The 24,071-nt window shown below is 63.4% G+C and carries 23 protein-coding genes; 6 read left to right on the forward strand and 17 right to left on the reverse strand.

Annotation, left to right across the window (positions count from 1 at the left end; genetic code table 11):
* Positions 1 to 202 precede the first annotated feature (202 nt).
* The 5 genes from C7G61_RS03245 to C7G61_RS03265 all read right to left on the reverse strand — a co-directional run bounded on the left by C7G61_RS03245 (position 203) and on the right by C7G61_RS03265 (position 8,218).
* The gene (locus C7G61_RS03245) at positions 203 to 5,035 is read right to left on the reverse strand and encodes an NAD-glutamate dehydrogenase (RefSeq protein WP_108512583.1); all 4,833 of its coding nucleotides are present in this window, start codon (positions 5,033 to 5,035) and stop codon (positions 203 to 205) included.
* Between the two features lie 646 nt (positions 5,036 to 5,681).
* Positions 5,682 to 6,515 (reverse strand): creatininase family protein, encoded by an 834-nt coding sequence (locus tag C7G61_RS03255; RefSeq protein WP_108512584.1) that lies wholly within the window; start codon positions 6,513 to 6,515, stop codon positions 5,682 to 5,684.
* 119 nt (positions 6,516 to 6,634) lie between these two features.
* Complete coding sequence (locus C7G61_RS44435; RefSeq protein WP_190241636.1) at positions 6,635 to 6,793, reverse strand: hypothetical protein; 159 nt, start codon at positions 6,791 to 6,793, stop codon at positions 6,635 to 6,637.
* 65 nt (positions 6,794 to 6,858) lie between these two features.
* The gene (locus C7G61_RS03260; RefSeq protein ID WP_108512585.1) at positions 6,859 to 7,080 is read right to left on the reverse strand and encodes a hypothetical protein; all 222 of its coding nucleotides are present in this window, start codon (positions 7,078 to 7,080) and stop codon (positions 6,859 to 6,861) included.
* A 622-nt stretch (positions 7,081 to 7,702) separates the two neighbouring features.
* Positions 7,703 to 8,218 carry a copper chaperone PCu(A)C gene (locus C7G61_RS03265; RefSeq protein ID WP_108512586.1) on the reverse strand — a complete coding sequence of 172 codons (516 nt, stop codon included), beginning with the start codon at positions 8,216 to 8,218 and terminating at the stop codon, positions 7,703 to 7,705.
* Positions 8,219 to 8,566: 348 nt separating this feature from the next.
* On the opposite strand from C7G61_RS03265, the gene C7G61_RS03275 reads away from it, so the two are divergent.
* From C7G61_RS03275 to C7G61_RS03285, 3 genes are read left to right on the forward strand one after another with little or no spacing between them, the layout of a single operon-like run.
* Positions 8,567 to 9,715: a transporter gene (locus C7G61_RS03275; protein WP_108512588.1), complete on the forward strand. Its 1,149-nt coding sequence runs from the start codon at positions 8,567 to 8,569 to the stop codon at positions 9,713 to 9,715.
* A gap of 60 nt (positions 9,716 to 9,775) precedes the next feature.
* Positions 9,776 to 10,069, forward strand: a complete 294-nt coding sequence (locus tag C7G61_RS47340) for a type II toxin-antitoxin system RelE family toxin (RefSeq protein WP_108512589.1) — start codon at positions 9,776 to 9,778, stop codon at positions 10,067 to 10,069.
* A complete protein-coding gene (locus C7G61_RS03285; RefSeq protein ID WP_190241637.1) occupies positions 10,066 to 10,314 on the forward strand; it encodes a type II toxin-antitoxin system Phd/YefM family antitoxin in 249 nt (82 codons plus the stop codon). The genes C7G61_RS47340 and C7G61_RS03285 overlap by 4 nt, the downstream gene beginning before the upstream one ends.
* Positions 10,315 to 10,444: 130 nt before the next feature.
* Here the strand turns inward: C7G61_RS03285 and C7G61_RS03290 are convergent, their stop codons facing one another.
* Positions 10,445 to 12,142, reverse strand: coding sequence for a methyl-accepting chemotaxis protein (locus C7G61_RS03290; protein WP_108512591.1), 1,698 nt, complete (start codon positions 12,140 to 12,142; stop codon positions 10,445 to 10,447).
* A gap of 215 nt (positions 12,143 to 12,357) precedes the next feature.
* Between C7G61_RS03290 and C7G61_RS03295 the strand changes: the two genes are divergently transcribed.
* Positions 12,358 to 12,669, forward strand: a complete 312-nt coding sequence (locus C7G61_RS03295; protein ID WP_108512592.1) for a hypothetical protein — start codon at positions 12,358 to 12,360, stop codon at positions 12,667 to 12,669.
* 15 nt (positions 12,670 to 12,684) lie between these two features.
* Here C7G61_RS03295 and C7G61_RS03300 read toward each other — a convergent pair whose 3' ends face one another.
* The 5 genes from C7G61_RS03300 to C7G61_RS03320 are packed head-to-tail and all read right to left on the reverse strand — an operon-like array spanning position 12,685 to position 17,935.
* The gene (locus tag C7G61_RS03300; RefSeq protein ID WP_108512593.1) at positions 12,685 to 13,953 is read right to left on the reverse strand and encodes a serine hydrolase domain-containing protein; all 1,269 of its coding nucleotides are present in this window, start codon (positions 13,951 to 13,953) and stop codon (positions 12,685 to 12,687) included.
* A gap of 25 nt (positions 13,954 to 13,978) precedes the next feature.
* The gene (locus tag C7G61_RS03305) at positions 13,979 to 14,620 is read right to left on the reverse strand and encodes an arylsulfatase (RefSeq protein ID WP_108512594.1); all 642 of its coding nucleotides are present in this window, start codon (positions 14,618 to 14,620) and stop codon (positions 13,979 to 13,981) included.
* Positions 14,621 to 14,677: 57 nt separating this feature from the next.
* Positions 14,678 to 15,691 carry an amino acid ABC transporter substrate-binding protein gene (locus tag C7G61_RS03310; RefSeq protein WP_108512595.1) on the reverse strand — a complete coding sequence of 338 codons (1,014 nt, stop codon included), beginning with the start codon at positions 15,689 to 15,691 and terminating at the stop codon, positions 14,678 to 14,680.
* Positions 15,692 to 15,704: 13 nt separating this feature from the next.
* Entirely contained in the window at positions 15,705 to 17,054 is a 1,350-nt protein-coding gene (locus C7G61_RS03315; protein ID WP_108512596.1) for an aspartate aminotransferase family protein, read from the reverse strand.
* Between the two features lie 5 nt (positions 17,055 to 17,059).
* Complete coding sequence (locus C7G61_RS03320) at positions 17,060 to 17,935, reverse strand: MurR/RpiR family transcriptional regulator (RefSeq protein ID WP_108512597.1); 876 nt, start codon at positions 17,933 to 17,935, stop codon at positions 17,060 to 17,062.
* 99 nt (positions 17,936 to 18,034) lie between these two features.
* On the opposite strand from C7G61_RS03320, the gene C7G61_RS03325 reads away from it, so the two are divergent.
* Positions 18,035 to 19,222 carry an amino acid ABC transporter permease gene (locus C7G61_RS03325; RefSeq protein ID WP_108512598.1) on the forward strand — a complete coding sequence of 396 codons (1,188 nt, stop codon included), beginning with the start codon at positions 18,035 to 18,037 and terminating at the stop codon, positions 19,220 to 19,222.
* A 4-nt stretch (positions 19,223 to 19,226) separates the two neighbouring features.
* Positions 19,227 to 20,348, forward strand: coding sequence for an amino acid ABC transporter permease (locus tag C7G61_RS03330; protein ID WP_108512599.1), 1,122 nt, complete (start codon positions 19,227 to 19,229; stop codon positions 20,346 to 20,348).
* Positions 20,349 to 20,424: 76 nt separating this feature from the next.
* On the opposite strand, the gene C7G61_RS03335 is transcribed toward C7G61_RS03330, so the two are convergent.
* From C7G61_RS03335 to C7G61_RS03365, 6 genes are all read right to left on the reverse strand, one after another.
* The gene (locus C7G61_RS03335; protein ID WP_108512836.1) at positions 20,425 to 20,787 is read right to left on the reverse strand and encodes a DUF1428 domain-containing protein; all 363 of its coding nucleotides are present in this window, start codon (positions 20,785 to 20,787) and stop codon (positions 20,425 to 20,427) included.
* 149 nt (positions 20,788 to 20,936) lie between these two features.
* Complete coding sequence (locus C7G61_RS03345; RefSeq protein ID WP_108512600.1) at positions 20,937 to 21,671, reverse strand: DUF899 domain-containing protein; 735 nt, start codon at positions 21,669 to 21,671, stop codon at positions 20,937 to 20,939.
* A gap of 15 nt (positions 21,672 to 21,686) precedes the next feature.
* Positions 21,687 to 22,028, reverse strand: a complete 342-nt coding sequence (locus tag C7G61_RS03350) for an SRPBCC family protein (RefSeq protein ID WP_244608109.1) — start codon at positions 22,026 to 22,028, stop codon at positions 21,687 to 21,689.
* A complete protein-coding gene (locus C7G61_RS03355; RefSeq protein WP_108512601.1) occupies positions 22,028 to 22,498 on the reverse strand; it encodes an ArsR/SmtB family transcription factor in 471 nt (156 codons plus the stop codon). The genes C7G61_RS03350 and C7G61_RS03355 overlap by 1 nt, the downstream gene beginning before the upstream one ends.
* 156 nt (positions 22,499 to 22,654) lie before the next feature.
* Positions 22,655 to 22,909, reverse strand: a complete 255-nt coding sequence (locus C7G61_RS03360; RefSeq protein WP_108512838.1) for a DUF3551 domain-containing protein — start codon at positions 22,907 to 22,909, stop codon at positions 22,655 to 22,657.
* Between the two features lie 83 nt (positions 22,910 to 22,992).
* Positions 22,993 to 23,970, reverse strand: coding sequence for a Bug family tripartite tricarboxylate transporter substrate binding protein (locus tag C7G61_RS03365; protein WP_108512602.1), 978 nt, complete (start codon positions 23,968 to 23,970; stop codon positions 22,993 to 22,995).
* Positions 23,971 to 24,071 lie beyond the last annotated feature (101 nt).

Below are 24,071 nucleotides of genomic sequence, written 5' to 3' on the forward strand. Positions count from 1 at the left end.
CCAAATCGATAATGCTCGTAGCGTCAGCCTCGCTGAACCAGGGCGAGGCATCGAACTCGAAACAGAGGACGTTATCGGCCGTATGGCAAGTATCGTGGATCATTGGATTCCCGTACCGGCGCGAACCGTGCTGAGACGAGCCTTGAGCCGAACAATCTCGTCCCATCGCACTCCAGAGTGCCATTTCGTTGTCGCATAGCCATCAGTTCTTGACCAAATCCCCCAGCAAGTTTGCCGCCACCGTCAGCTTGGCAAGCGTGAGGCCACTGGCCGCGATCTCCTCGACAGAGCGTCGGATACGGGTCGCCTCAGGATGGGCCGCGAGCCAGTTCCCGGCCGCTTGCTGGCCGGAATCGCCGTTTGCCAGCATGCTGGCGACCAGTCTTCTTTCCGCTGCCGCGATCTGGTCGATGGCCCGATCGATGGCGAGACGTTCGAAATTATCGTTCGCCGGAACGCTGCGTGCGCCGGCGATGATGCGATCGAGGCGGAAATTGGCCTCGGCGGCAAAGAACGTCGTCTCGGTGTCACTGATGGCCCGGTTGGTACGCTCCGCAACGAGCACGATATCCGGTGCCGAGACCAGGGCGTCGAGATCGGCGAGTTCGCCGGCAAGGTCGGCCGGGACGCCGGCATCGATCAGGTCCTGCCGCCGCTTGCTGCGCCCGGCCTGCAAGTCTTCCGGCAGGGTCCTGTCAAGTCCGGCGGCGATCTGCCGGATACCGGGGCCGAAGCGTGCGATGACCGAGTCCAGGCCGACCGTTAAATCGACATTGCGCACATACCAGACCATGCGGGAGAGCAGCAGATCCTGAATCGCTGCGTAGAGACTGAGCTGCAACTGCCCGTCGATACGGGTGTCTAATCCATCGATCGCATCGTGGAGCCGCTTGAGGCCGTAGGATTCATCCACCGCCACGAGGGCCGTGACGACGGTAGGCACGTCGGCTCCCGTCTGGTCGATCAGGCGCACGACGCAAGCCGGGCCGCAGCGATTGATCACGGCATTGGCGAGATTGGTCGAGATGATCTCCCGCCGAAGGCGATGGGCTTGCACCGAATCGGGAAATTTGTCCTGAACTTCGTGCGGGAAATATTGGGACAATTCGCGGGCGAGATAGGGATCGTCCGGCACCGCGCTGACGAGCAGGTCATCGTAAAGCGTCAGCTTGGCGTAGGCGAGCAAAACGGCAAGTTCCGGGCGCGTCAGGGCTTGGCCGCGGCGGGCGCGTTCGGCGATAGCCGCGTCGTCCGGCAGGAACTCCACGGCGCGGCTTAAAAGGCCGCGCTGCTCGAGAGACTGCATCAGGCGGGAGAGGAAGCCGGTCTCGGCCACCCCCTTGCGTTCGGCGAGCGAAAGCGCAAGCGTCTGCTGATAATTGTTGCGCAACACCAGCGCGCTTACCTCGTCGGTCATCGCGGCAAGCAGGCTGTTGCGGTCAGCCGGACTGAGGCGTCCTTCGCGCTCGGGGCGCGCCAGCGCGATCTTGATATTGACCTCGACGTCGGAGGTGTTCACTCCGGCCGAATTGTCGATGGCATCGGTGTTGAGCTTGATGCCGTGCTGCGCCGCTTCGATGCGCCCCCGCTGGGTCACGCCGAGATTGGCGCCTTCGCCGATCACCCGGGCGCGGATATCAGCGCCGGTGACACGGATCGGATCGTTGGCGCGATCGCCAACCTGATCGTCACTTTCCCCCGACGCACGGATCAAGGTGCCGATGCCGCCAAACCAGAGCAGGTCGACGCGTGCCTTGAGAATCGCCGTCATTACCTCGAAAGGCGTTGCTTGCGGCTTGTCGAGATCAAGCAAGGCGCGCACTTCCGGCGCGAGTGGGATTGCCTTGAGCGAGCGAGGGAATACGCCGCCGCCTTGCGAGATCAGCGACTTGTTATAATCCTGCCAGCTCGATCGCGGCAGGCCGAACATGCGCAAGCGCTCGGCATGGCTGATCGCGGGGTCGGGCGAAGGATCGATGAAAATGTCGCGGTGATCAAAAGCTGCGACGAGCCTGGTCGTCGGCGAAAGCAGCATGCCGTTGCCGAAGACGTCGCCGGACATGTCGCCGACACCGGCGACGGTGAAGGGCATGGTCTGGATGTCGGTGCCGAGCTCGCGGAAGTGGCGCTTGACCGCTTCCCAGGCACCGCGCGCGGTGATGCCCATCTTCTTGTGGTCATAGCCCTGGCTGCCGCCGGAGGCGAAGGCATCGCCGAGCCAATGGCCCTTCTCGGCCGAGATACCGTTGGCGATGTCGGAGAAGGTGGCGGTGCCCTTGTCGGCGGCTACCACGAGATAGGGGTCGTCGCCGTCATGCCGCACGGTGCTATCGGGCGGCACAATGGTGTCGCCGTCGAGATTGTCGGTGAGCTCGAGCAGCGAGCGAATGAAGATGCGATAGGCTTCCGTGCCTTCCGCCATCCAGGCGTCGCGATTGGAGGGCGGCGGCAGGCGCTTTGGCACAAAGCCGCCTTTGGCGCCGACCGGTACGATCACGGCGTTCTTGACCTGTTGCGCCTTGACCAGGCCGAGGATCTCGGTGCGGAAATCCTGCGGCCGGTCGGACCAGCGCAACCCGCCACGCGCGACCTTGCCGAAGCGCAGGTGGATGCCCTCGACGCGAGGCGAATAGACGAAAATCTCGTAGAGCGGTCGCGGCGCCGGCAGGTCCTCGATCTTGCGCGCGTCGAACTTGAAGGAGATCACCGCACGCGGATGTCCGTCCTCGCCGATCTGCCACAGGTTGGTGCGGATGGTTGCCTGCACCAGATTGGTGAAACGGCGCAGGATGCGGTCTTCATCGAGCGAGGCGACCGATTTGAGCTGCTCCTCGATCTCGGTGAGGAGGGTCGTCTCACGCGACGAACGCTCGGCATCCGTGATGGCGAGGCGCGGATCGAGGCGGGCCTGAAACAGGGCGACCATGTTGGCGGTGATCGCGGCGTTCTTGCGCAAGGTCTCCCACATGTAGTCCTGGCTGAACGGAGCGCGGATCTGGTGCAGGTAGCGGGACAGCGCCCGGATCGCCGAAACTTCGCGCCAGCTCAGGGCCGTGCGCAGGATGAGGGCGTTGTATCCGTCGGACTCGGCGCGATCGCGGACCACCGCCATGATCGAGGCTTCCAGGCGATGGTTGAATTCGGGGTTGATCTCGATCGGCTGGCCGTCGGCGGTCTCGATCGTCATATCGTGCAGCCATACCGGCGCCGGCACCGGCGTGGCGCGGGGCGAGATCTGATAGGTGCGTTCGTTGATCACGCGCATGCCGTGATTTTCGATTACCGGCACGCGATAGGACAGCGACAGGGGCGCGCCATGCGAGAATACCTTCAGGCCGAAGCGCTTAGGATCGTCGTCGCGCGCGGAGCGGTGAACCGAAATCATCACCGGACGGGCGGGCGTGATCTTCTCGATGGTGGCGATATCGGTGATCGCCTGCGATGCATCGAAAACTTCGGTATAGCCGCCGGTAAAGGCCTGGGCGTAACGGTTGGCAAGCATGCGCGCGCGCATGCCATCAGTGGACCCGGCCAGCGCGGCCTTCAGCTTGTCGCCCCAGGTCGCGGCAATGGCGCTGATCCCGGCTTCCAGCGTGGCGCGCTCGACGACGGGCGTCTCACCTTCATAACGTCCGATGATGTAGTGGACGCGCGCAAGTGCTCCTTCGGGGAAGGACACATAAGAGGCGGAAAGGCTTCCCTTGTAGATCTGCGCCAGGAAGGCAGCGACGCGCATGCGCACGTCGGTGTCGTATTTCTCGCGCGGAATGAAGACGAGGATGGAGACGAAGCGATCGAACTTGTCAGCCCGGGCCAGCGCCCGCAAGCGGGGGCGCTCGTAGAGAATCAGAACCTCCATGACGAAATTGTAGAGAGTCTCGACGTCGACCTGGACGATCTCGTCACGCGGATAATCTTCCAGAATGTGCAGGAGCGCCTTGCCCGAATGGCTGTTCGGATCGAAGCCGGCGCTCTGGAGCACCAGCTCTACCTTGTGGCGGACATAGGGGATTTGCCGCACCGAGCGGGTATAGGCGCCCGAGGTGAACAAACCGACGAGACGCAGTTCGCCCTCCAGCCTGCCGTCGGACGAATAGAGTTTGATGCCGACGTAGTCCATCCGTACGCGGCGATGAACGCGGCTGCTCACATTGGCCTTGATGACGATGAGGACGGTCGGCTCGCGCATGAACTCGCGAATTTCCGGCGTCATCACCACCATTTCGGTGCCGCGGCGCAAGACCTTCACATCGGGATCGCGCAGGATGCCAAGGCCTTCGCCGGTCGAGATGTCGTCCAGCGCATCGCTGTTTGGCGAGAAGCGATATTCGCGCAGGCCCAGAAAGGTGAAGTTGTCGGCGCACAGCCATTGCAGGAACTGGCCGGCTTCGGCGACATCGTCGATCGGCAGTGGCGGCGGATTGGAGGCGAGCGTCTTGATCGCTTCCTCGACGCGGGCACGCATGGCGCGCCAATCGGTGACGCAGGCGCGTACGTCATTGAGCGTCTTGGTAAGGCTGTCGATCAGCCTCTCGCGGTCGGCACCGGAGTCGAGACGGGCGATGTGGAAATGGATCAGGCTTTCGCGCTCGCCCTTTGCCCCCGCTGGCAGCGTTTCGCCGTAGAAGCGCAGGAGCTTGCCTTGCCCGTCGCGCTCCACGGCGATGATCGGGTGAGCGACCAGCGTGACGTCGATGCCCTGCTCGGCGAGTTCCGCCATGGTCGAATCGAACAGGAAGGGCATATTGTCGTTGAGAACTTCGAGCACGGAAATCTCGCGGCCGTCAGGCATGGCCGGATTGATCACGCGGATATCGGCACTGCCGGCCGTACGCTGCTGCACATGTTCCCAGGCCTGTTCCGCCAGGAAGGCCAGGGACGGGGCGTCGTAGCTGGCAAGATCCTCGAGGTTCGTATGGCCGAACAGGAGCTCGGCAAAGGCCCGGGAGGTCTTGCCCGGCCGCACGCTTCCCGCCGCCTCGCGGATCAGTGTTGCCCGGGCCTTGTCGTCACGCAGCGCCATAACGTCCTCCATTTCCCGCGCCGTCCGACCGCAGTCACGAACGTCCGCTTGATTTTGGAGTGCATCTCTACGAGCGCCATTGTCTTGACCGCGGTCGATCGCGAAAGCGAAATCCTCGGTTTCGGAGCTTCGGTAGCGCCTGATGACAATACCATGCCAGAGCGACCAAGGCGCGAGCTGTCGTGAGGCGTGCCAAAAAATTCCCCACGGTGGCGAGTAAGACCGAAATCGGTGCCGACGACCGCCGAACCGTCAATTATCTGGCAAAATCACAAGCAATTTCAATTGTGTAGGGGTTCGCTTTTTTTGTTCTGAATGGCGCGCCACTTAGGTACAGAACTGGGCGCGCCAAAACCCGCCATTTTTGCGCTTGAGGCGGCGACCAGCGTGCGCAAGAGCACGCTTTTCGATCCCATGATGCGTAGTTCTTTCTGACTTCGACCCGTTGGGCGAGCGCACGCATGTGATCGCGGCGGTAGCCTCCGCTATCGGCCCGCACGCGAGTGTGGGCTGTCCTGGCAGTTGCGCGCGGCGAGTCCGATGCCGGCCGAGGCACCGACGAAACACTGTCGCTCCGATGGTTTCGCAATGCGCATTGGCGCCGGCGCCCGGAAGAGCGTCCGCGCGCCGTCGTGTGAGCAGTGAGCGGGCAGTGTTGTCACTCTGCCTTGCCGGCCGTGGTCTCTTGCCCACGGCCCGACCGCCAGACCGGATCTGGGCGAGACCATAGCACCGTGTCGCGGATAGCTTCTGCCAATGCCTCTGCCTGCACGGCAAGGAAACGCGCGCCCTTTTCGGCCGTGGCGGTCCGCGGGTCTCCCCAGGTGCCTGTGATCGGCGCGCGTTCGGAGAACGAATAGAACCGGGAGAAACCCGCCGGCGCCTGGACTGGGGCGGGAGCCTGCTGCATCGCCTCGTCCAACTTATGCGCCTTCACAATATCCTTCGCTATTGCCATCATGACCGAGGTTTCACCCTCGCAAGCATGTTTCGGCGCGGTGTCGGACTCGAAGATCGCCGCGAGCTTTGCGGGCGCCAGGAACCACGGCGTCGTGGCTACGATTGGGAAATCGTATGCCACCGCCAGTTCGCGCGATGCCACAGCAAGAGGATCGATATTACCGCCGTGGCCGTTTACGATCAGCAAGCGGGCAAAGCCCAATGCGCGAAGCGATCGCACGATGCTTTCAAGGATCGCGCGATAAGCCGCATAGTCAACGCTGATCGTGCCGCCAAAAGGCAAATGATGCTCGCTCAAACCCAACCATAAGCCGGGCAGCACAGCGACCGGCACCGGATCTGGATCCTGAGCCACCAACCGAGCGGCCGCAATCGACGCCGCGCTGGCGCTGGCGGTATCGGTGATGACTGGCAGATGCGGGCCATGCTGCTCCAGCGAGCCAGCGGGCAGGATCGCCAGAGCCCCTTTGCGTGCGGCTATCTCGCGCAGATCCGGAGCGGTCATGCGTGCCCATTCGACTTCAATGCTCATAACGATCTCCCGAAAGGATTAGATGGAGAGGGTTTATCATGTGATCAGAAGAGAAATATTATGGAAAGCTTCGAGGTCGGGGGTAGTCATATCAGCGCCGCGGCCAGGTCAGCCCTGCATCACCGCCGGTAGCGCAGCGAGCCAGCAGCCGGCGCCAGATCAACGCAGGTCTTCTCGTAGGGGAAGGGCCCGACCAGAAAGATGAAATCCCTATCGACCGATGCCGTGGTCCAAACCACGGCGACGGGGGCGGCGAAGGCAGGCCAATTGCCGGCCATCCCACGCCGGCGCAATTCTTAATGAATTCGAGGCGCGTCCCTTTTCCGGAGCGCCCGCCGTCGGCTCACGCTGCGCAGCTTGCGGAGTGGATCGGGGTATTGCCGGACGCCGCGTAACAGAAAGCCTCATAGTAGGCTTCCAGTTCGGCTACGGCGCGATGCTCCCATTCCCTGGCTTGCGCCAGGAGGGAGCCGCTATGAAGCGGCCGGAAGGCCGCGGTTTGGCGGTACAACGACGCGATGGTGCGGTATCGGCGAACGTTTTCCATGATGGCCAGGCCGTTCATGTTCGGATCTCCCCTTTCTTTCCCGAGCGCGAATTTGCGGCACAACGATTTTCGATTCGTTAGCGGGAGCGGAAGAGAGATCGTGTGGTTTCCGAACTATTGACGGCGGACGTTCAACGGACGGTTGCGGTACGGTGCGGCCTCTCGGCGTCCGCAAGCTCGCTTTACTCATCCCCGCGAATTGTCTCTGGTGGCTTTGACGAATTCCCGCTCGAACAGACGACGTCGTTCGACGAGAAGAAAGACGCGCCGCTCCCATCGAGCGTCCATGTAGGCAGCAGTGTGCGGACACAAATTGCAAGCCCGATCCCGAGAAGCGATGCGCACAACATCGTGGCAGCGAACGGCCATGCCACCCGCATTCTTTGCGGTGACGGCTGCAGACTGGCGGCTGCGATGGCTGAGATTTGGTTCGAACTGGACACTGGTCAGAATCCTGACTGGAGAATGATGCGTTCGAGACCAGCCATCGCCGATCGCGATGGCCCGGCGTTGTTGGTCCGGCGCGTGACGCCGAGCGCATGGCACCGCCCCAGCTCACGGACATCGCGCGATCTGCCGAGAGCCTGTTCGACGCTCTAGGGTGGGGAGCCCTCCCCGGCAGAGCACGCGAAGCCGCGCCCTAATGGTGCTTGTGCTGCTGCGCGACGCCACTGACCGCGGCGCCGGGATTTTCCTCGACGTTGTAGACGATCTCGACAGGCCCGGCCTTCTCGAACACCAGCGTGCCCTTCACCTTCTGGCCGAGCTGCAATGGCTCCTTGAGGCCGAGCAGCACGATACGAAGCGAGCCGGGCTTGAGCTCGATGGTCTTGCCGGGCTTGATCTCGATGCCGTTCGCGAGCGGGCGTGTCTTCGTCACGCCGTCCACATCGACAATCTCGTGCACCTCGATCTGGCCTGCCGCGGGCGAGGCGCCTCCGATCAGGCGATCCGCGGTCTTTCCCTTGTTGGTGATGGTGAGATAGCCGCCCGCGATGTTGGCGTCTTTCGGGGTCGGGCGCGACCAGGGATGCCCGATGTCGATGGCGCCGACCTTGAACTCGTGCGCGCCGGCCGCAGTCGCAATGAGCAAACTTGCTGCGACAAAAATGGCCGCGGTGACAAACACAAAGATATCTCTGACGATAGTTGTCATAATTGTCCTACTCCGATACGCGCGCTGGACCGTTAAGGCATGTAGAGAAACAATCAGACGCGATTACGGCCGGTGCTCGCCGTGATTGCGGCCACGGCCGGACGTGATTGCGGCCACAGCATCGTGACGCGACGCGACGAAAATCGGACACACAACCGGGCATTCGGACTGCGCCTCTTTCGCCATTCGCTCAACACGCGACAGCCACACCGATGCCGCGCCCGCGATGGCGCCTTCGCTTTTCCGCTTCCCTTCCGTCGCGAGCCGGCCGCGCTCCTCGCATGATCCAGTCAATCTCACGCCCGATTGCGATGGCTAATCGTCCGACAGTAAGTAAAGGGGGCGTATGTGTGTGCGTATCGTGTAAGGCCGGTTGCCGGTGTCTTTTCATCCTTAATCCTTTTTCTCTCAGCGGCGGCGGAAGCGCATCATCCCGGCGGCGGCGGCAATACCGGCAGCGGCGGCCCCATCAACACCATCTCGGCCGACACGCTTTCCGAAGGGCTGATCGCCGCATCGGTCCGCTACGAATTCATCCGCCTGGGCCAGCTCAGCGACGCCGACCTGCTTGCCGCTGCGAGCAAAGGCACGCACGCGCATTCGCTCCGCTCGATCGACGCCATCTCGATTTCGGCCGCCTACGGCATCACCAATGACTTCACGGTTGCCGTTCGCGCCGGCGGCGTCCGCCGCTCGGGTATCAGCGAACCCGGGGAAGACATGCTGAGCGGCGGCCATATGGGCATGATGAATATGAGCGACATGAGCAGCCTGATGAGCCCCGACGGCATCAACCGACGCGGCAATTCGGCAGGCTTCGGCGATGTGACGATGCTCGGGCAATATCGCTTCCACAACAACGCGCAAACGGGAACGTCGGCCGCCGTGCTGTTCGGCTTCAAGGCGCCGACCGGCAGCACCGACCGGCGCGACGCCGCCGGCCAGCTTTTCCAGGCCGAATTTCAGCCGGGCTCGGGCTCGTGGGACGGCCTGTTCGGCGCCGCCTTCACCAAGCGCACAGGCCGCTGGTCGTTCGACGTGAGCGGCCTTTACTATCTGATCAGCACGGGCACACAGGACACCAATCTCGGCGACCGCTTCCTGTTCGGCACCGCCGTGTCATATCGCCTGGTCGGCGCCACCGGCTCGGCGAAAGAGATAGAGTTGCACGAGTACTGCATGCAGCCCCGCAATCAGTTGCAGGAGCATTGCCTCTATCACGCCAACCACGACCACAGCGACATGATGAAGACGCCCTACACGCTCGACCTCGTTCTCGAGCTCAATGGCGAGTGGCACGACAAGCAGAAGATCGCCGGCATTCCGGATCCCAATTCGGGCGGCACCACGGTCTACCTCTCGCCCGGCGTGCGCGTGGGTTTCGATCGCTTCTCGAGCTTCGTCTCCGTCGGCGTGCCGGTCATCAACCAGCACAACGGCGTTCAGTCCAAGCCCGATTATCGCATCCTCACGGGGATCGGCGCGCGGCTGAATTAAGCGCGGAAGTCGGTGGCCACCGTTTGACACCTGCGCAAATCTGGCTATAATCTAGCCAGAATGCCTTTCGCTGTCATACTTGCTCCGGAAGCCGTCGACGACCTCAGGAGGCTGACGGCGAATGTTCGGGCAGCAGTGCGGACTGCGCTCGAAACGCATCTGCGACATGAACCCGAAAAGGTAAGCCGCAGTCGTATCAAGCGGTTACGAGGATTGCGCCGTCCGCAGTATCGGCTGCGGGTGGATGAAGTCCGGGTGTTCTATGATGTTTCCGGCACGACCGTCGAAGTTTTGGCGATCGTAGCCAAATCGGAGGCTGAGTTATGGCTCGCACAATTCGGAAATCCGGGATGAAGGAAGTCCCCCTGTCCGAAATCAAGGACGATCTGTCTCGCTTCCTCCGCGAGGCGGAGACCCAGGAAATCATCATAACCCGCCATGGTAAACCGGCGGGCGTGCTGATCGGCTTTGAATCGGAAGACGACTGGTTCGAATACCGTCTCGAACATGACCCGCGCTTCTTGCGCCGCATTGAACAGGCGCGCAGCAGCTTGAGAGCTGGACTTGGGGTCAGGCTTGAAGACATTGAACAGGAATAGTGCGCCTGCCTACATCTTCATCGGCTGCGATGCGCGGGTAAAGTCGGCTTACTGAATAGAGAGACGGTTAGCTCGCTTATCAACGGCCAGCGCACCTTGATGGCCCCCGACCGAAATCTCACGCCCGCCCTCACGCGGCGCGGATGTTGCCGAGGAATTTGCCGGTTTCGGTCTCGAGCTGCTCGGATTGCGAGGTGAGCTGGGCTGCTGCGTTCAAGACAAGGGTCGCGGCAGCGTCGACCTTGCTCGACGCTTCGCGTACGCCCGTGATGTTTTGCATCACCTCCTGGGCGCCCTGTGCCGCCTGCTGCACGCTGCGGGCAATCTCGTTGGTCGCAGCGCCCTGCTCTTCGACCGCGGCCGCAATGGAGCCGGTGATTTCGTTCATCTGCCCGATCGTGGTGCCGATTTCGCGGATTGCCGCGACGGTCGAGCCGGTCGCGTCGCGGATGGCCTGGATCTGGCTCGTGATTTCTTCGGTGGCCTTGGCGGTTTGCGACGACAGCGCCTTGACCTCATTGGCCACGACGGCAAAACCCCTGCCGGCGTCGCCGGCCCGGGCGGCCTCGATGGTGGCGTTCAAGGCCAGCAGGTTGGTCTGTCCCGCGATGGTCTGGATCAGCGCCATGACCTCGCCGATCTTTTGGGAGGCCTCGACCAGGCGCCCGACCATGGCCTCGGTCCGGCCGGCCTGCCCGACCGCGCTCTGGGCAATCGACGAAGACTGGGTGACCTGCCGCGCGATCTCCTGGATCGAGGACGACAATTCCTCCGCAGAGGCTGCAACCGTCTGAACGTTCGATGCGGTCTGCTCGGCCGCAGCCGCGACCTTGGCGCTCTGATCCGTCGTCCCCACCGCGATCGTGGACATTGACGAAGCCGAATCCTGCAGTTCGTCGGCGGCGGTGGCGGTGCCCCGGATCACTCCGCCGATGCTGCGCTCGAAGTCGTCGGCGATACGGGCGAGATCCGTCCGCCGCTCCTCGGCAGAACGGACCTTCATCTCTTCCTGTTCGGTGCGGAGCCGTGTCGTTTCGACCAGATGATCCCTGAAGACCTGCAGGCTTCGCGCAATCCGGCCGATCTCGTTGGTCCGGTCGACGAAGGGAATCTCGACCGCAAGATTGCCCTTGGCCAGTTCGTCCATCGCCGCGCAGGTCCTGTTGAGGGGACCGACCAGGCCGCGGCCGAGCCAAAATGCGACGAAGCCCGCGAGCGCCAAGCCGGCCAGCCCGCCGATCCCGGCCCAGATCATCCGGCGGAAGACCACCGCGTCGATATCGTCGACATAGGCGCCGGCCTGAAGCGCCAGCAGCTTGTCGCCCGCGCCAAACGACCCGACATAGGAAACCTTGCGGAGTTCAGCGCCACCGGCGGAGCGGGGCGAGAGATATTCGACAAAGCCGCCGCCGGCGCGCGCCGTCCGCACGATATCCTGGATCAAGAGCTTGCCGCTCTTGTCCTTGAACTCCCAGCGGTTGACGTTGATGTATTTGGGATTGGCATGCACGTAGGTGACGCCGGCGTCGGCGCTGCCCGTGCCGTAGACGCCGATGTAGTCCGAATATTCGCCCCAGCGCATCGAACTGATCGCGGCGAAGGCCATCTGGCGCGCCTTGTCCGGCTCGATCCTGCCGGCCTTGGCCTCGCCCTCGTAGTGGGCAAGAACCTTGGTCGCGGCCTCGACAAGATTGCGGACCGTGGTGCGCCGCTCGTCCAGAACCGCGTCGCGCAACACCAGGATCTGCAAGGCGGAGCCTGCAAAGAGCACGAACGTCAGCGCCGCAATGATCATCGCAAAACGCTGATAAACGGAGAGGTTACGCATGCCGCTGGTCATCCTGCTGGTTGATGACCAGTAGCAATACAACGTTAACCGACTGTTATCGGAGGGTTGCGCAGATGGCCCGCGACGTCCGATCGCGAGAATCGGCGCTTGAAATGACGGCGCTGCGGCGACACAATGGCGCACCTATCCTTCCAACATGACGCGCCAGATCGCCGCACCGTGCGGACGGCTTGCCGCGGTAAGAGTGACCCATAATGGCTGAAGCCGATCTCGATATCCTCATCCGGCAAATCGCAAAAGCGCAGAACAAGAGCCTGATGGCCGCCGTCAAGAAGCGGCGCGACCAGATCATGGCCCGCGCGGCCAAGGCCAAGGACAAGGAGACCCGGGATCAATTCCGGCTGATCGCCAAGAGCACGATGCTGCTCGGCACGGCGGCGGCCAAGCGGCTGCAGAATTCGGCGGAAAACACCGCCGATAGCTACGCCCGGGCGATCAGGAACGCCGCCGAGGAAGCCGCGGCTGCGAAGGCGACGAAAAAGCCCGCCAAGAAGAAAGATGCCTGAAGCGGCCGCCCGCGCTCAGGCTGCCCTATGGGCACGGTAAATACTACGCTCGAATAGACGATAGGCATCAAGCGCGCGCTGGTCGGCGAATGGCAAAATTTGCATCATGATCACGCCCGCGATACGCGACGCCGGGTCGATCCAATAGTAGGTGTTGTAAAGTCCGGCCCATGTCAGGCTGCCTGCGCTGCGGCCATCAGGCACAGGATCGAGATTGATCATATCGCCGAGCCCCCACCGCAGCCGGACTCCCGGGAAAAAATCGACGTTGTCAGACAATGCCGGATTTGTTGTCTTGAGAATTCCCGCGTCGAGGTTGCCGATCTGATTGGTGGACATAAACGCGACCGTCTGCGGCCGCAGGATGCTCTTCCCGGCAAGTGCCCCGCCATTCAACAGCGCCTGGAGCAGAGTCAGATAATCCGGCGCTGTGGAATAGATGCCGCCACCACCGGAAATCACTTTCGGCTCGGTTCGTCTCACCAAGGGCTGCGGCGCAAGCGTCCCATCCGCCTTGCGCAAATGCAGACTTGCCTGGCGGGCGCGCTGCTTCTCGGTGAGCGAGAAGGCGGTGTCTTGCATCCCGAGCGGACCCAGGATGTGATCGCGGAAATAGCGATCCAGACTTTGCCCACTGATGATCTCTACCAGCCGGCCGACGCGGTCGAGACTGCCGCCATAGGCCCACCTCGTCTCCGGATCGAACATCAGCGGTGCACGCGGCAGCGCAGGATCGCTGCGAGACGCCTTGCCGTAGCGAACGACATTCGTGTCCCAAAGCTGGTAGCTAAGTCCGGATGTGTGCGTCAACAGATTGCGTAGCGTGATGGGCTTTCGCGCGGCGCGCAGTTGCGGGGTCCCGTGCGCATCGAAACCATCGAGAACTTGAGGCGACCCAAGCGTCGGATCAATTCTCGCCGCCGGTTCGTCCAGCTTGAGTTTGTCTCGCTCGACGAGTTGCAGGGCGGCGACGGATGTCAGCAATTTGGTCATTGACGCGATACTGAAGACCGTATCGGCCGACATCCTGGCAGCCGCGCCCATGCTTCTCGCGCCAAATGCGCCCTGGTAGATCACCGACCGCTCCGTTGCGGCCATGGCTACAACGCCTGGCACGTCTGCCGCATCGACCCGGGCCTGCAAAACGGCGTCGATTTCCTGGCTACGAGACGGCGTGCGCAGCGGAGTTGCAAGGCCGGGAATGGCTGCACCGGGGATCAGGCCTGCCGCCGCGGCGGCTGCTGTTCGCAACAACGTATCGCGCCGACTGAACCGCACTGTCATCGCGCTCCCCTCAACGCCCTGGAACCTAAGGCCGGCCGGCGGAAAGCATTCCCTTCAATTTCAGCACCGCGCTGTCGGGCGTTGTCAGCACCGGCCGCCCGGTTACCTCGACGACCCGTTCTGCCGCAGGCGCCATGCTGTATTGCGCCAGCGCGATCAGGTCGCAATCGCGCAAATCTATTGAAGCTTCGACCACCAGGCGGTCATGGGTCGCGCGGTCGCCGCGATCGAGCGCGGCCATGGCGCCTTCCGCCAGTTTCGGCACCAGTTCGATCGACGGCGGAAACTCCGGCGGCATCGAGGCCAGTGTCGGCGGAAACGTCGACAGCAGCCCAATTCGGCGCCCCCGCGCGACCGCCTGCTCGATCATCGCCTCATTGGGCTTGAGCACCGGCATCGGGGCAAGCGCGCGGGCGACCGCTTCGATGCAGGGACCGAAGGCGGAGCAGGTGAACAGGATTGCGTCCGAACCGGTGCCGGCCGCGTAGCGCCCTAACTTCAGGAAGCGCTCGGTCATGGCTTCGGTGAGCCCGCCGTCCCGCGCCAGATCGGCCGACAGGCTGTCATCGAGCAGGTTCATCAGGCGGGCCTCCGGCCAAAGCCTGGCGAAGGAGGCCTCGATCGGCACGATCGAATGTTTCAGGGCGTGGATCAGGGTGATGCGCATGCGGATCAGTCTGGCTGCGGCACGGCTGGTGTCAACCCGACGCGCCGCAGCGTGAGTTTATTTAAACGGCAGGGCGTACATCAGGCCGCCCTTGGCCCAGGCCGCGTTCAGGCCGCGATCGAGCTTCAGCGGGCTCGACTTGCCGACATTGCGCTCAAATATCTCGCCATAATTGCCACCCGCCTTGATTGCCTGCAGCATCCACTTGTTGTCGAGGCCGAACCGCGATCCGAGATCGCCTGACGTGCCGAGCAGCCGCTGGATAGCCGGGATGCTGCTGGACTTCGCCATCTCGTCGGCATTGGCCGCGGTGACGCCGAGTTCTTCCGCCTCGATCAGGCCGTAGTGCAGCCAGGCGATGATGTCGGTCCACACCTCGTCGCCGTTGCGGGTGAACGGGCCGAGCGGCTCCTTGCTGATGGTCTGCGGCAGCACGACATAGTCGGCGGGATTCGAGGCCGCCGTGGTGACGGCGCCCGCCAGGGCGGAAGCGTCCTGGGTCATGGCATCGCAGCGCCCGCCGAAGAAGGTCTGGTACATGGTGTCGGTGCGGTCGAACACCAGCGGCTTCCATTCGATGCCGTTGGCGCGGCCGTAATCGCCGAGCGTGACTTCGTGGGTCGTGCCCTGCGCGACGCAGACGGTGGCGCCGTTCAGGCCCTTGAGATCTTTGACGCCGGCATCGGCACGCACGACAAACCCCTGGCCGTCGTAGAAATTGACCGGGCCCTGCCGCAACCCGAGCGTCACGCCGCGCAGATAGGTCTGGGTCGAGTTGCGGTAGAGCACGTCGATTTCGCCTGACTGCAGGGCGGTGAAGCGGTTCTGCGCCGTGAGTGCGACGTATCGCACTTTTTTGGCGTCGCCGAGCACGCCGGCCGCCAATGCGCGGCAATAGTCGACGTCGAGCCCCTTGTAATTGCCTTGCGAGTCCGGCGTCGAGAAGCCGGCAAAACCGGCGCTGACGCCGCACACCAGCATGCCGCGCTGCTTGACCGTATCAAGCGTTCCGGCCTGCGCCGTCAGGCACGACGCGGCGAGCAAGCCTGTAGCGATGACGACCTTCTTCATATCGTTCCTCCTGCTAATGACCCACACTCTTCAAGGCGCTATCGACCGCGTGACCGAGGCGGTCGACAATCATGTCGATATCGTCCGACGTCGCGATATAGGGCGGCGCGAGCAGCACATGATCGCCGCTGCGGCCATCCACGCATCCGCCCGCGGGATAGCAGCCAAGGCCGCCTTCGAACGCGATCGCCTTGATGCGCTGGTTCAATTTCAGCGCCGGGTCGAACGGGGCGCGGGTGGCGCGATCGGCGACGAGTTCGATGGCCTGGAACAGGCCGCGGCCCCTGATGTCGCCGACATGGCGGTGATTGCCGAAACGCTCGGTCAGCCGCCGCTCGAGCTGGGCGCCGAGAGTCCTGACCCTGTCGAGCAATTGCTCGTCATCGATCACCCGCTGCACCTCGAGCGCCGCGGCGCAGGCCAGCGGATGCGCCATATAAGTATGGCCGTGCAGGAACGCGCCCGAACCGTCGCGGATCACATCGACGATGCGCGCGCTCGCAAGCATGGCGCCGATCGGCTGGTAGCCGCCGCCCAGTCCCTTGGCGATCGCCTGGATGTCGGGCGCGATGCCTTCCTGCTCCCAGGCGTGACGCGTGCCGGTGCGGCCCATGCCGCACATCACCTCGTCGAGGATGACCAGCGCACCGTACCGGTCGCAGATCTCCCGGACGGCGCGGAAATATCCCTCCGGCGCCGGCACGCAGCCGGCGGTCGCGCCCACAACGGGCTCGGCGATGAACGCCGCCACGTTATCCGGGCCGAGACGCTGGAATTCCGCTTCGAGCTCGGCCGCCAGCCGGCCGACGAAATCCGCCTCGGATTCGCTGTCCTGTTTTTCGTGATAGGCGAAGGCTGGGGTCACGTGGCTGAAGGCCGACGACAACAGCGGGGCATAGGGCTCGCGACGCCAGGCATTGCCGCCGGCAGCCAGCGCTCCCAGCGTGTTGCCGTGATAGCTCTGGCGACGCGCGATGAAGCGCTGGCGCTGCGGCTGGCCGATCTCGATAAAATACTGCCGCGCCAGCTTGATACTGGCCTCGATCGCTTCCGAACCACCGCTGACGAGATAGGCGTAACCCAGACCGCCGGGCTCGTGGCCCACGAGCTTGTCGGCCAGCGCTTCGGCCGGCTCCGACGAGAAGAAGCTGGTGTGGGCGTAGGCCAGCTTGGACGCCTGCCGCGACATCGCCTCGAGCACGCGCGGATGCTGGTGGCCGAGACAGGAGACGGCAGCGCCGCCGGATGCATCCAGAATCCGCCTTCCGTCCTCGCCAATCAGCCAGACGCCCTCGCCGCCGATCGCCCTGGGAGGGGTGTCACGCAGGCTTCGATGCAGCACCCGGCTCTTGCTGACGCGCATGACGGTCAACCCTCCTCGGCAACATATTGCGACATCGCGGCCAGCCGGCCTTCGGTCTCCTCAAGGCGGCGCTTTGCCTTGGCGCCGCCCAGCACGAAGGTGACCGCCGCCAGCGATTGCGCAATCGCAATGGCGCCGGTCAGGCTCGGGAAGAATCCGGGCGATGCGGCGGCCTCATAGAGCAGCAGATGATCGGCGCCCTCCGCCATCGGCGCGGTGATCGCGTCGGCAATCGCAATCAATGTGGCGCCGGAATCATGCGCGGCGCGCGCCGACAGCACGCTGGCCCTGGAATAGGGCGCAAAGCCGATGACCACGACCGCATCGCCACGCTGGAAGGCGCCAAGGTCGAGATCTTCCGGCCCGGAGCCGCCGACCAGTTGCACCTCGTCAGACCGAAACAGCCGGAGCTGATAGTTGAGCAACTCGGCGACGCTGCGGCAGCTTCGAAAGCCGGCGATCCAGATTCGCCGCGCGGCATGCAGCGCCTTGGCTGCTTCGGCCACGGAACTCGTGGAAATGCGCGCAAGGCCCGCCGCCTCGGCTTCGAGCTTGTCGGCGACCAGCGAGATGTCGGCGTTGGGCCCCTTGCGGCCGGCGCGGGTGCGGGCCGAGAACGGCTGGGCCTGCGCCGGCCGGCGCGCCTCGGTCAACGCGGCGCGCAACTCGTCCCATCCGGAATAGCCCAGCGCCTTGGCCAGACGCGTGAAGGCAGCGGGATCGGCGCCGGCCTCGGCGGCCAGATCGCGCATCGAACGCGTGGTGGCGTCGTAATCATTGGCGGCGACGAAGCGCCCGACCTGCTGCAGCCGCGCCGGCAGCGACGGCAGGGCACTGCATAGTTCGCTCAGCGGCGAGGATTTCGGCTGGGACTGCGCCATGAAACATATGTTGCACAAATACCGTTTTGGTGCAACGTTTGAAACGCGCCCCAGGGCGCATGGCCGAAGATCGCCTGTCGCCAGAAGGATCCTTGTGCTGTGACGACATCCACACCCGACCTCCCACACCGCAGGCGGCTGCGCTTCTCGCTGAACCGCCAGCAGATCATCGGCCTGCTCTGGCAGGTCGCAGTGGTCGGGATCGCGGTCGCGATCGTCGCCTTCCTGTGGTCGAACGCCCTGCACAATCTTTCGGTACGCCGAATTTCGACCGGCTTCGCGTTTCTCGGCCGCGAAGCCGGCATGCCGATCGCGGACACCTGGCTCGCCTATAGCCCGAAGGACCCCTACGTCCGCGCCTTCATCGTCGGCATCGTCAATACGCTTCGTGTCGCTGTGATCGGCATCGTGCTGGCGACCGTGCTCGGCACGCTGATCGGCATCGCGCGGCTGTCGTCGAACTGGCTGTTGTCACGGCTGGCCGCCGTCTATGTCGAACTGCTCCGCGACATTCCCCTGCTGCTGCAATTGCTGCTCTGGTACGTGCTGATGCAGGGATTGCCGGCGGCGCGGGCAGCATGGAAGCCGATCGAGGGAGTGTTTCTTTCCAACCGGGGCCTGGTGCTTCCATCAGTCCCGATCGCGGAAGCAAATCTCTGGGTGATCGCGGCCGTCATCGCCGGGCTGATCGCCCTCTATGTGCTGCGGCGGCAATTGATGGCGCGACAGATGGCCGACGGCAAGGTGCGCCATCTCTGGCCCTACGCGCTGGCCCTGCTCGTGGGATTGCCGGCGCTGGTGTCGTTTGGCCTCGGCGCATCCTGGACCGTCACGCTGCCCGAACTGCGCGGCTTCAATTTCGTCGGCGGGCTGACGCTGGCGCCGGAATATTTCGCGCTGCTGATCGCGCTCGTCACCTACACGTCTGCCTTCATCGCCGAAATCGTCCGTAGCGGCATCCAGGCTGTGCCCAGGGGCCAATGGGATGCGGCCAACGCGCTCGGCCTGCGCCGGAGCTTTGTGCTTCAGCGCATCGTGCTGCCGCAGGCGCTGCGCGTCATCATTCCGCCGATGACCAGCCAGTATCTGAACCTCACCAAGAATTCCTCGCTGGCCGTCGCGGTCGGCTATCAGGACGTGGTGTCGATCGCCAACACGACGCTGAACCAGACCGGTCAGGCGATCGAAGCCATCGCGCTCATCATGATGGTGTTCCTGACCATCAGCCTCGGCATCAGCCTGTTCATGAACTGGTACAACGCGCGCATCGCGCTGGTGGAGCGCTGATCCCATGACGTCGATTACTGATGCGCCGCAAAATCCGCTGCCGTTCAACAGCGCGCGATCGCGCAAGATCCCGGGCGGGCGCGTCATCCGCTGGCTGCGCGCCAACCTGTTCGCCTCGGTCACCTCAAGCGTCATTTCCGTGCTGCTGATCGCGCTGCTCGCAAAGGCGTTCGGGAGCCTCGTGCAATGGGGCTACTGGAATGCGATCTGGTCGGTGCCCGGCGACCAGACCGGCGCCTGCCGGTCGATCCGCGGGCTCGGCGCCTGCTGGGCCGTGATCCCCGAGAAATATCGCTTCATCCTGTTCGGCACCTATCCATTCAGCGAGCAATGGCGTCCGGCGCTGGTGTGCCTGACATTCATTGCGCTGTTCTATGTGTCGAGCCGGCGGAGCTGGTGGCGCAAGGAACTGGTGGCGGTGTGGGCGGCGGCGCTGGCGCTGATCGGCGTGCTGATGTGGGGCGGCATCGCAGGACTAACCTACGTGTCGCAGGACCGCTGGGGCGGGCTACCGGTGACGCTGATCCTGGCAACGTTCGGGCTCGCCTTCGGCTTTCCGCTCGGCATCGTCGTGGCGCTGGGCCGCCGCTCGAAACTTCCCGCGATCCGATCGCTCTGCGTGCTCTATGTCGAACTGATCCGCGGCGTCCCGCTGATCAGCCTCTTGTTCATGGCGAGCGTGATGTTTCCGCTGTTCATGCCCGACGGCGTCAACATCGATAAACTGCTCCGGGCTCAGATCGCGTTCGTGCTGTATGCCGGCGCCTATCTTGCCGAAGTTATCCGCGGCGGACTGCAGGCCGTACCGAGAGGGCAGCACGACGCCGCCGACGCGCTCGGGCTTTCCTACTGGAAGAAGAACGGCCTGATCATCCTGCCGCAGGCGATCCGCCACGTGATCCCGCCGCTGGTGAACACGTTCATCGCCTTCTTCAAGGATACCAGCCTGGTGCTGATCATCGGCATTTTCGACCTGCTGACGACGGCGAAGACGTCAATCATCGATCCGGCCTGGCAGCCGTTCAGCGTCGAGGTCTACGTGTTCGTAGGGGTGATCTATTTCGTCTTCTGCTTTGCCATGTCCCGCTATAGCCGGCAGCTTGAGGCGCAGGCCCGGCCGAACTGACGGGCGAGCTAGCGCCGGCGCTGACGGCGCTTGATGACCGACGACGATCAGCGCCGCTCGCCGCGACGATTACGAGCTACACCTTCACCAGGCTTTCAAAGCCGCCATAGATCATCCGCTTGCCGTCGAACGGCGGCTTCGCTTTCGGATCCATCATCTCGCTAAGCCGCGGATCCGCCATCACCTTGGCGTTGATCCTGTCGCGCTGGGCGCGCGACTTGTAGGTGATCCAGGAGAATATCACGGTCTCGCCCGGCTTCAGCTTGACGCTGCGCGGGAAGGACGTGAGCTTGCCGACCTTGACGTCGTCGGCGACCCATTCGCGGTAATCCAGCGCGCCGTATTCACGCCAGATCTTGCCGCACTTCTTCGACAAGGCGGCGTAGGCCGAGAGGTTTTTCTTCGGGACGGCGACGATGAAACCATCGACGTAAGGCATGGACATTGCTCTCCGTTATTTTAAGTCATTGCGAGCGGGCGCCGTCATTCCGGGGCGATGCAAAGCATCGAACCCGGAATCTCGAGATTCCGGGTCTGGTCCTTCGGACCATCCCGGAATGACAGCGGAGAATGCAGCGCTAATGGCCGCTAACCATGACAACAAGATGCCTGAACCGGCGCCGGTTGGTATTGGTCACGTAGCCGCACCCAGTCCATTGGATAGGGCAGGCCTTCCTCGTGGCGCCCGAGCGGCGTCAGGTCGAGATAGTGGTAGGCGGCATTCATCATGTCGAGGCCGCGCGCGTAACAGGAATAGATGTGGAAGATGTTCCCTTCCTCGTCGCGATAGAACACGCTGATTCCGGGCGCTTCCTCGCTTCCGAACGAGGTGGTTCCGAAATTGTAATTGCCGCCTCTCTCGATCTGCTCCGGCGTGAATGAAACGCCGTAGTCGTAGTTGAACGTATTGCCGCCTGACGACAGCCAGTCGAACGTCCAGCCCATCCGCTGCTTGAAGGCGGCAAGCTTTGGCAGCGGCGCGCGCGAGATCGCGACCATCGTGGTGTCGCGGGCGGCCAGATGCGGGATCATACGCTCGAAGCCGTCGGCCCAGAACGAACAGCTCTTGCAGGCCTCGTTCCAGTCGGGCGCGAACATGACGTGCTGCACCACGAGCTGGCTGCGTCCCCTGAACAGGTCGGCCAGCGACACTTTTCCATCGGGCCCATCGAACACGTAATCCTTGTCGATCTTGACCCATGGCAGCGCACGGCGCTCCTCGGCCAGGCGCTCGCGCGCCTTGGTGTATTCCTTCTCTTGCGCAAGGTGGGCCTCGCGGGCGGCGATCCATTCTTCTCGGGAAACGACGGGGTGAGGCTGCATGGGGCGCTCCTGCGTTCAGGCCAGGTAGCTTTCGAGCTTGCCGAGGAATTCCGTCCATCCGCGCTCGTGATTGTCGCGTGCGGTCGCATCGACGAACTGCGCGTGATTGAAGATGAGCAGCGTGCCGCTGCCTTCCGGCTTGATCGAAATCGTCACCAGCGATTCCCGCTCCGGCGTCGAATGCCATGCCCAGCTAAAAACCAGCCGCTGGTTCGGAATGACCTCGCGATAGACGCCGCCGACCTCGTTGTAATTGCCGTTGGCGCTGAAGCTGATGCGGTAGCGGCCGCCGACGCGCAGATCGATATCGGCCTTGACCGAGCCCTCCTCGACCGAGGTTGGCCCGAACCATTGCATTAGCTTTTGCGGGTCGGCCCACGCGGCGTAGACTTTTTCGGGCGCCGCGCTGAACCGGCGTGTGAGCGTGAGGCTTGGCCGCGCAGCGAGTTCGGCGTCGCTGATAGCGTCGTGCTTGGCAAGGCTTGACTGGGTGGCCATGGGTCTTCCTCCACAAAAGCGGCAAGGCGGTCGAGAGCATCGGACCAGAAGCGCTGGTAGCGATTGATCCACTCCATCGCCTGCTCCATCGGCTCGGCGGTCAACCGGCACGCGACCGTGCGGCCGGTCTTTTCGCGCGCGATCAGGCCGGCGTCAGACAGCACATCGAGGTGCTTCATGATCGCGGGCAGCGACATCGAGAACGGCTGCGCCAGCTCGCTGACCGAAAGGCTTTCGCGATCGCCGAGCCGCGCCAGCAGCGCGCGCCGGGTCGGATCGGAAAGCGCGGCAAAGGTGCGGTCCAGAACGTCTTCTTGATACTTAACCATACGGTTTGGTATAGACGCAAAAGAAACGCCGTCAAGCCGGCGTTTGCATCACGAAGCTGAGAGTTGTGACAACGGAAGAGCAGATGGCCGGATCATCAGCGCAAAAAGCTTTCGCGCGTCAGTCCGGCCACCCTGGGAAGGATTCGCGAGGCCCGGTCAATAATCCCGATAAACCCGCATCCGCCGCTGCTGTCCGAAGGCAACGCGCGGATTGACATTGCAGTAGAGGCCGCGCCCGGACGCCGAGGCCATGCATTGGGCATAGGTGCTGTAGGAGCAGTCGCCGGGAACGCCGACGCCCCGGCCCTGGACGCAATAGGGATAATCGTACGCCGCCGCCGGCGAACTGCCCGCCACCGTGCCGACTGTCGCCGCCGACAGCGCCAATATCGCTAACATTGCATTGCGCATCATCGATCTCCCTCACATGACGCAGAAGCCGCGTCGCCTTTTCGATAAAACACCACGACCGCGCCAACGTTCCGTGAGGTAGATCACTGCACTTTTTCGACCTTGGCTTCCTCGATGACCTTCTTCCACTTCTCGGTCTCGGCCACGATCATCGCACCGAACGCTTCCGGCGGGCCGATCAGTGGTTCGCCGCCCAGGTCGAGCAGGCGCGCCTTGATCGCCGGCTCGGCCAGCACAGCATTGATCTCCTTGTTCAGCTTCTCGATGACGGCCTTCGGCGTGTTCTTCGGGGCGCCCATGCCGAACAGCGCGCTCGCCTCGTAACCCGGGATAGTATCGGCAAGGACCGGCACGTCAGGCAACAGCGGCGACCGCGCCGTACCAGTGACGGCCAGCGCCCGCACGGAGCCGGCGCGGACATGCTGAAGGATGGAAGGCATGTTGTCGAATATCAGCTGGACCTGACCGCCGAGCAGATCAGTGATCGCGGGTGCTGCGCCGCGATAGGGCACGTGCTGCATCTTGACGCCGGCCATCGCCATGAACATTTCGCCGGACAGATGAACGGACGTACCGTTACCCGACGACGCCAGGTTCACTTTGCCGGGATTGGCTTTCACATAGGCAATGAACTCCGCGGCCGTCTTCGCCGGCACGTCCTTGTTGACCGTCATCACGTTCGGCACGCGGTTGAACGCTGCGACCGGCGCAATATCGCGGACCACGTTGAACTTCAGGTTGGCATAGAGCGAGGCGTTGATGTAGTTCGCGGGATTGACGAACAGCAGGGTATAGCCGTCAGGCTCGGCGTTGATCACCGATTCGGTGGCGATATTGTTGCCGGCGCCGGGCTTGTTCTCGATCACGAACTGCTGGCCCAGCCGTTCGGAGAGCCGCTGGCCGAGCAGCCGCGCGATAATATCGGTCGCGCCGCCCGGCGGATATCCAACGACCCATTTCACCGGGCGGGTCGGGTAATCCTGCGCCAAAGCGCCGCCCATCGAAGCGGCAGTAGAAAGACCGATGACGGCCAGGCAAATCGCGGTGCGACGTGAAATCATAAAACTTCTCCTTGGAGGCCGGGATTCAAAGCCCAGTCCGTTTCTATTGAGGCGCGGCTCTATTGAACGGAACGCGGCCCGCGTTGTAACAAACAAAGTCA

The organism is Bradyrhizobium algeriense (assembly GCF_003062295.1).
Lineage (GTDB): Bacteria > Pseudomonadota > Alphaproteobacteria > Rhizobiales > Xanthobacteraceae > Bradyrhizobium > Bradyrhizobium algeriense.